Below are 6,553 nucleotides of genomic sequence, written 5' to 3'. Positions count from 1 at the left end.
GCATGGGTGACCTTATGCTTGCGGAGCCGGAATATCGCTTTACTTTTTCGCAGCATGGGTGACCTTATGCTTGCGGAGCCGGAATATCGCTTTACTTTTTCGCGGCATGCGTGACCTTGGGCTTGCGGAGCTGAAATATCGCTTTACTTTTTTGCGGCATGGGTGACCTTATGCTTGCGGAGCTGAAATATCGCTTTGTTTTTTTCGCGGCATGCGTGACCTCCTGCTTTCGAAGAAGAATTTTCCCGTAAGAAGGGCAAAACAGGGAGCGCGGTGCGCTCCCTGTCTGCAACTGTGTATTTATAAAATGCTGTTCTTTAATCCTTCTTAATACTAATCCCTCTTAATATTAATCCCTCTTAATATTAATCCCTCTTATATTAACCCTTCTTAATATTAATCCCTCTTAATATTAATCCTTCTTATTTTAATCCTTATTAAATGTTAATCCTTCTTAATCTTCAATCTCTCCGGTGTGGACGGCTTCAGCTGTAAGCTTCGTGCCGTCACTGCCGATTTCGATGATGTCGCCTTCTCCCACTTCATCAGCCAGGATCAGGCGGGCCCCTGCGGTCTCGACATTCTTCTGGATGTAGCGCTTAAGGGGTCTGGCGCCGTATGCGGGGTCATAGGCCGCGTCCGCGACGAAGTGTTTGGCTTCGTCTGTCAGGCGGATCGTGATGCGCCGCTCGGCGAGACGACGGTTGAGGTCGTCGACGATAAGGTCGATGATCCCTCTGATGTCGCTTCTGGACAGAGGATTGAACATGATGGTCTCGTCCAGGCGGTTCAGGAACTCAGGACGGAAGTGGGTCTTGAGGAGTTCTCTGACGACCTCTTTCGTATGCTCGGAGATGGTCCAGCTGCCCTCCTCTTCGGCAATGTCCGCGAATCCGCTGCCGGTCTGTCCGGCGGAACCTTCGTCCTCATAGTTGAAGGTGACTCTGTCACGGCCGGTGCCCGCCTTTTCACGGCGCTCAATGTCCGCCAGGATCTCCTGAGCACCAAGGTTGGATGTCATGATGAGGATCGTGTTCTTGAAGTCCACAGTACGGCCCTGGGAGTCCGTGATGCGCCCGTCGTCCAGCACCTGAAGCAGGATGTTGAACACGTCGGGATGAGCCTTTTCGATCTCGTCAAAAAGGACCACAGAGTAGGGCTTTCTGCGGACAGCCTCTGTCAGCTGGCCGCCCTCCTCGTAACCGACATATCCGGGAGGCGCTCCGATGAGACGGGACACGGAGAATTTCTCCATGTACTCACTCATATCAATACGGACCATGTTCTTTTCGTCGTCAAACAGGGAGGCTGCGAGAGCCTTGGCGAGCTCCGTCTTACCGACGCCTGTAGGGCCCAGGAAGAGGAAGGAGCCGATGGGCTTCTCCGGATCCTTGATCCCTGCCTTGCTGCGGATGATGGCTTCCGTGACCCTGGTCACAGCCTCATCCTGGCCGATCACGCGCCTGTGCAGCTCTTCACTCAGGTGGAGAGTCTTGCTGCGCTCGCTCTCGGTGAGCTTGCTGACCGGAATGCCGGTCCAGCGCGAGATAATGCGGCTGATCTCATCATCTGTCACGCGGTCATGAACGAGGGAGTCGCTGCCGCTGTGGGCGGCCTCCTCACTGCGGGCCAGCTCCTTTTTCAGCTCGGGCAGACGCCCGTACTGCAGCTCTGCGGCACGGTTGAGGTCGCCGTTCTGCTGGGCGATCTGGATCTCGCTGCTGACAGCATCGATCTCCTCACGGAGTTTGGACAGATTGTCGACACGGTTCTTTTCATTCTCCCACTGGGCCTTTTTGGCCGCAAAGGAATCCTTGAGCTCCGCGAGCTCCTTCTGCAGGTCCGCGAGACGCTCACGGCTGAGGTTGTCCTCCTCCTTTTTGAGAGCGGTCTCCTCGATCTCGAGCTGCAGGATCTTGCGCTGCTGCTCGTCGAGCTCTGTGGGAAGGGAATTCATCTCTGTCTTGATCAGGGCGCAGGCCTCATCCACGAGGTCGATCGCCTTGTCAGGAAGAAAACGATCCGAGATATAACGGTTGGAAAGCACGGCGGCACTGACCAGGGCATTGTCCAGGATCTTGACCCCGTGATAGACTTCGTATCTCTCCTTCAGTCCGCGGAGGATGGAAATCGTGTCCTCCACTGTGGGCTCATCCACCATGACAGGCTGGAAACGGCGCTCCAGGGCGGCGTCCTTCTCAATGTACATGCGGTACTCCTTGAGAGTCGTCGCGCCGATGCAGTGCAACTCACCGCGGGCCAGCATGGGCTTGAGCATATTGCCGGCATCCATCGCGCCGTCGGTCTTGCCGGCGCCGACGATCGTATGCAGCTCATCAATGAAAAGCAAAATCTCGCCGTCGCTTCCCTTGATGTCCTCGAGGACAGCCTTGAGACGCTCCTCGAATTCGCCGCGGTACTTGGCGCCCGCGACCAGGGATCCCATATTCAGGGAAAAGATCTTTTTATTTTTGAGCCCGTCAGGCACATCGCCCCGGGCGATCCTCTGGGCAAGCCCCTCCACGACGGCGGTCTTGCCGACGCCGGGCTCACCGATCAGGACAGGGTTGTTCTTGGTCTTTCTGGAAAGAATTCGGATCACATTGCGGATCTCCGCGTCCCTGCCGATGACCGGATCCATCTTCTGCGCTTTTGCCTTGGATACGAGCTCTTCGCCGTATTTTTCAAGCGTCTCGTAAGTGGCTTCGGGATTATCGCTGGTCACACGCTGGTTGCCGCGCACTGTGGAAAGCGCCTTGAGGAAGCTCTCTCGGCTGATCCCATAATCCCTGAAAAGGCCCTTCAGCGTGCGGTCCGCGTTTTTGATCAGGGACAGGAACAGATGCTCTACGCTCACATACTCGTCGCCCAGAGCCTTTGCTTCCGCCTCAGCTCCCAGCAGAGCCTTGTTCATCTCTCCGCCGACATAAACCCTGCTGTCGCCGCCGTGCACCTTTGTGAGGCCCTCTACGGTCCCCAGAACGCGGTTGGTGAACGCGCCGGGATCAATGCCCATCTTTTCGATGAGCCTCAGGATCAGGCTGTCCTCCAGCGTCAGCAGGCTGTACAGCAGATGCTCCTGTTCGATCTGCTGGTTCCCGTATTCATAGGCCAGCTTCTCGCACTGGTTGATCGCTTCAATTGATTTCTGTGTAAATTTCTGGATATTCATTATAAACTGAGCCTCCTTTCGGAAGTATTTTTACCTCTTTAATTCTGTCATTTTGATGTTTGTAAAACTTGGCAGTATAAAATCAAACAATGCAAATGACTGCCAGAAGGACCGGTTTTGTCCTCTCTGTTCTATAAGTACTATAACATATATCTTCAGGCTGTCAATACTCTTTTTTGAATATCTGAAAAGAATTTCCGGAGAAGAATTTTTCTGACACACAGGGGTTCCAGATGAAGAAAAAACCTCGACCAGTTTCAGTGAGTTACACTTGATCTGATCGAGGTTTTAAAATATCGGAAGTTAAGATTCTTCGTTTACAGCTGTCTGCGGTTCTTACACTTACTGCCCGCGAAGGCTGTTTTCTCCAGCATCTGTTTTCTCATCTGCTTTTTTATCAGCTTTTTTACCAGCTTCCTCCGATTCGGGCAGAGCACTGTCAAGGAAGCCCGCCTCGGGGAGAGTGCTGTCAGCATTGCCGAGGAAGCTGTCGAGGACTGCATAAATCTCCTCACGGCCGCTTTTGGTCTGGCCTGACCAGGGGATGATCCGGAGAGGCCCCTTCTTTTCCGAAGGAGGCAGCTTTACATGGCTCTCCTCCCGGAGGGTTTTTCTGAGTACGGCCAGCTGCTTCTGGATCTGGCTTCTCTTTACCTTATCCGACTTTGTAGCAATAATGACCGGCTCGTACCCTGCCTGCAGGATCCAGTCGTACATCATAACATCCTGTCCGGTGGGCTCATGGCGGATATCCAGGAGCAGAAAGACCGTCCTGAGCTGCCTGCTGGTGTGCAGATAGCGCTCGATCATCTTTCCCCACTGTTCCTTGACCCTGACATTGGCCTTCGCATAGCCGTAACCGGGCAGATCCACCAGGTGGAACTCCCCGTTGATCTCATAATAATTGATAGTCTGCGTCTTGCCGGGCTGGGAACTTACGCGGGCAAGCGCTTTACGGTTCATCAGTCCGTTGATCAGGGTCGATTTTCCTACGTTGCTTCTTCCCGCAAAAGCAAATTCCGGCAGGCTGCCTGCCGGAATTTTGCTTGTAACCCCGCAGACAAGTGCAAGATTTACTGATTTAATTACCATTTTCGGTTTTCCTTCAACCTGCTCTCCATCCTATGGAATGCTCTACATCCAGTAAAATGCTCTCCATCCCAGGAATGCTCTCCATCCCAGGAATGCTCTCCATCCCAGGAATACTCTCCATCCTATGGAATGCTCTCCATCCTATGGAAATAATAAACCCGGAAACCAGATATACTTGGATACCAGATATACTGGGAAACTATGTATATCCGAAAACTATATATAAACTATATATAAACTATATATACACGAAAGCCTTAGTTCCGGGCACCTGAAGCCTTGCGTCTTCTGCGCTGCGGGCTTGCACTGACGGCCGGCTTAGCGGCACGCTTTTTTTCCGGAAGCGGGGGCTTTTCGCCATGCTCGATCTTCGGCGCCCCGGTTCCATCAATGGAGTCCTTTGTGATCGTGCACGAAATGATGGTCTCGTCTGAAGGGATCTCGAACATGACATCCATCATGGTCTTTTCAAGGATAGAGCGCAGTCCTCTGGCGCCTGTACCGCGCTTTAAGGCCTGCTCCGCGATGGCTTCCACCGCGTCGTCCTCATACTCGAGTTCGACCCTGTCGTAGGAAAACAGCTTTTTGTACTGCTTGAGGATGGCGTTTTTGGGCTCCTTGAGGATCCTGACCAGGGCATCCTTATCAAGCTCATCAAGTGTGACCACAACCGGGACACGGCCGATAAACTCGGGGATCAGGCCGAACTTGGTCAGATCCTCGGGGAGAACGTTGCGGATCACATTGCCGAATTTCTTTGCTTCTTTGTCCTTGATCTCCGCATGGAAGCCCATGGACCGTCTGTCCATACGGTTGTTGATTATCTTGTCAAGGCCCGAAAAAGCTCCGCCGCAGATGAAAAGGATGTTGTTGGTGTCGATCTGGATCAGCTCCTGCTGGGGGTGTTTGCGCCCGCCCTGGGGAGGAACGGAGGCCACTGTGCCCTCTATGATCTTCAGGAGGGCCTGCTGGACACCTTCTCCGGAGACATCACGGGTGATCGATACATTTTCGCCCTTTTTGGAGATCTTGTCGATCTCGTCGACATAGATAATGCCGACCTGGGCTTTTTCGATATTATAATCTGCCGCCTGGATAAGCTTGAGGAGAATGTTCTCAACATCCTCACCCACATATCCCGCTTCAGTGAGCGTAGTGGCATCCGCGATCGCAAATGGCACATTGATGATCTTCGCGAGAGTCTGAGCCAGATAAGTCTTTCCGGAACCGGTGGGACCCAGCATCAGGATGTTGCTCTTCTGCAACTCCACTCCATCCTCATTGCTGTCTTCCTGGGCTCTGACTACACGCTTATAATGATTGTACACCGCCACGGACAGGACCTTTTTGGCCTCTTCCTGCCCGATGACATACTCATCCAGAAACCGTTTGATCTGCGCCGGCTTCAGAAGCTTGATACCGCCCGTATCAAGTGTGGAAAGTGACATGCTCTCATCGCGCTCGGACTCCTCCAGGATGTCCATGCAGATTGAGACACATTCATCACAGATATAGATTCCTTCCGGTCCGGAGATCAGCCTGTTGACCATATTCTCTGTCCGGTTGCAAAAAGAACACCTGCGCATACCAGGGTACATTCTCTTATTATCTGCCATATAATCCTCACTCGATTACCCGACACTCGATTACCCGACTTGGGTCTCGATCTCCTTGCGGGTCGTATAAATCTGGTCGATCAGGCCGTATTCCAGTGCCTGCTCGGGAGTCATCCAGTTGTCGCGGTCCGTATCCTGTACGATCTTCTCATAAGGCTGACCAGTATTCTCCGAAAGGATCCGGTTCATCCTCTCCTTGACGAACGCCATGTGCGCCGCCTGGATCGCGATATCCGAAGCCTGTCCCTCTGTCCCGCCAAGAGGCTGATGGATCAGAATCTCACTGTTGGGGAGGGAATACCTCTTGCCCTTTGTGCCGCCGGCCAGAAGGAAGGCGCCCATGCTTGCCGCCAGACCCACACAGATCGTGGAGACATCGCATTTTACAAAGTGCATAGTGTCATAAATGGCCATACCTGCGGAGATGGATCCGCCAGGGCTGTTGATATAAAACTGAATATCTTTCTCGGGATCCTCGCCCTCGAGAAAGAGCATCTGTGCCATGATGAGCTCTGCGGACTGGTCTGTCACCTGGTCACCCAGAATAATAATACGTTCCTTGAGGAGACGGGAAAAAATATCATACGACCGCTCCCCCATACCTGTCTGTTCAATTACATAAGGGATAAAATTTGCCATGCGGCCCCCTTTCATTATCATTAGGCAAGTATTT

4 protein-coding genes are annotated in these 6,553 nt (G+C 52.9%); all 4 read right to left on the bottom strand.

Features of this window, described 5'->3' with window-relative positions; all coding sequences use genetic code 11:
• Positions 1-454: 454 nt before the first annotated feature.
• A complete protein-coding gene (locus BLT02_RS00255) occupies positions 455-3,172 on the bottom strand; it encodes an ATP-dependent Clp protease ATP-binding subunit (protein WP_092990854.1) in 2,718 nt (905 codons plus the stop codon).
• Between the two features lie 342 nt (positions 3,173-3,514).
• Positions 3,515-4,264, bottom strand: coding sequence for a ribosome biogenesis GTP-binding protein YihA/YsxC (yihA, locus tag BLT02_RS00250; RefSeq protein ID WP_092990853.1), 750 nt, complete (start codon positions 4,262-4,264; stop codon positions 3,515-3,517).
• Between the two features lie 257 nt (positions 4,265-4,521).
• Positions 4,522-5,880 carry an ATP-dependent Clp protease ATP-binding subunit ClpX gene (gene clpX, locus BLT02_RS00245; protein ID WP_092990852.1) on the bottom strand — a complete coding sequence of 453 codons (1,359 nt, stop codon included), beginning with the start codon at positions 5,878-5,880 and terminating at the stop codon, positions 4,522-4,524.
• Between the two features lie 30 nt (positions 5,881-5,910).
• Entirely contained in the window at positions 5,911-6,519 is a 609-nt protein-coding gene (gene clpP / locus BLT02_RS00240) for an ATP-dependent Clp endopeptidase proteolytic subunit ClpP (RefSeq protein WP_092990851.1), read from the bottom strand.
• Between the last annotated feature and the right edge of the window lie 34 nt (positions 6,520-6,553).

The sequence above is a fragment of the Sarcina sp. DSM 11001 genome, from assembly GCF_900101015.1.
In the GTDB taxonomy this organism is placed as follows: domain Bacteria; phylum Bacillota; class Clostridia; order Lachnospirales; family Lachnospiraceae; genus CAG-791.
The sequence above is the reverse complement of the archived record's forward strand: the minus strand, read 5'-3'. Positions and strand labels throughout refer to the sequence as shown.

Bases quoted from the DNA above. Each gene is read 5' to 3' on its own strand.
- BLT02_RS00255 (WP_092990854.1), bottom strand. From the start codon at position 3,172: ATGAATATCCAGAAATTTACACAGAAATCAATTGAAGCGATCAACCAG.
- yihA (WP_092990853.1), bottom strand. From the start codon at position 4,264: ATGGTAATTAAATCAGTAAATCTTGCACTTGTCTGCGGGGTTACAAGC.
- clpX (WP_092990852.1), bottom strand. From the start codon at position 5,880: ATGGCAGATAATAAGAGAATGTACCCTGGTATGCGCAGGTGTTCTTTT.
- clpP (WP_092990851.1), bottom strand. From the start codon at position 6,519: ATGGCAAATTTTATCCCTTATGTAATTGAACAGACAGGTATGGGGGAG.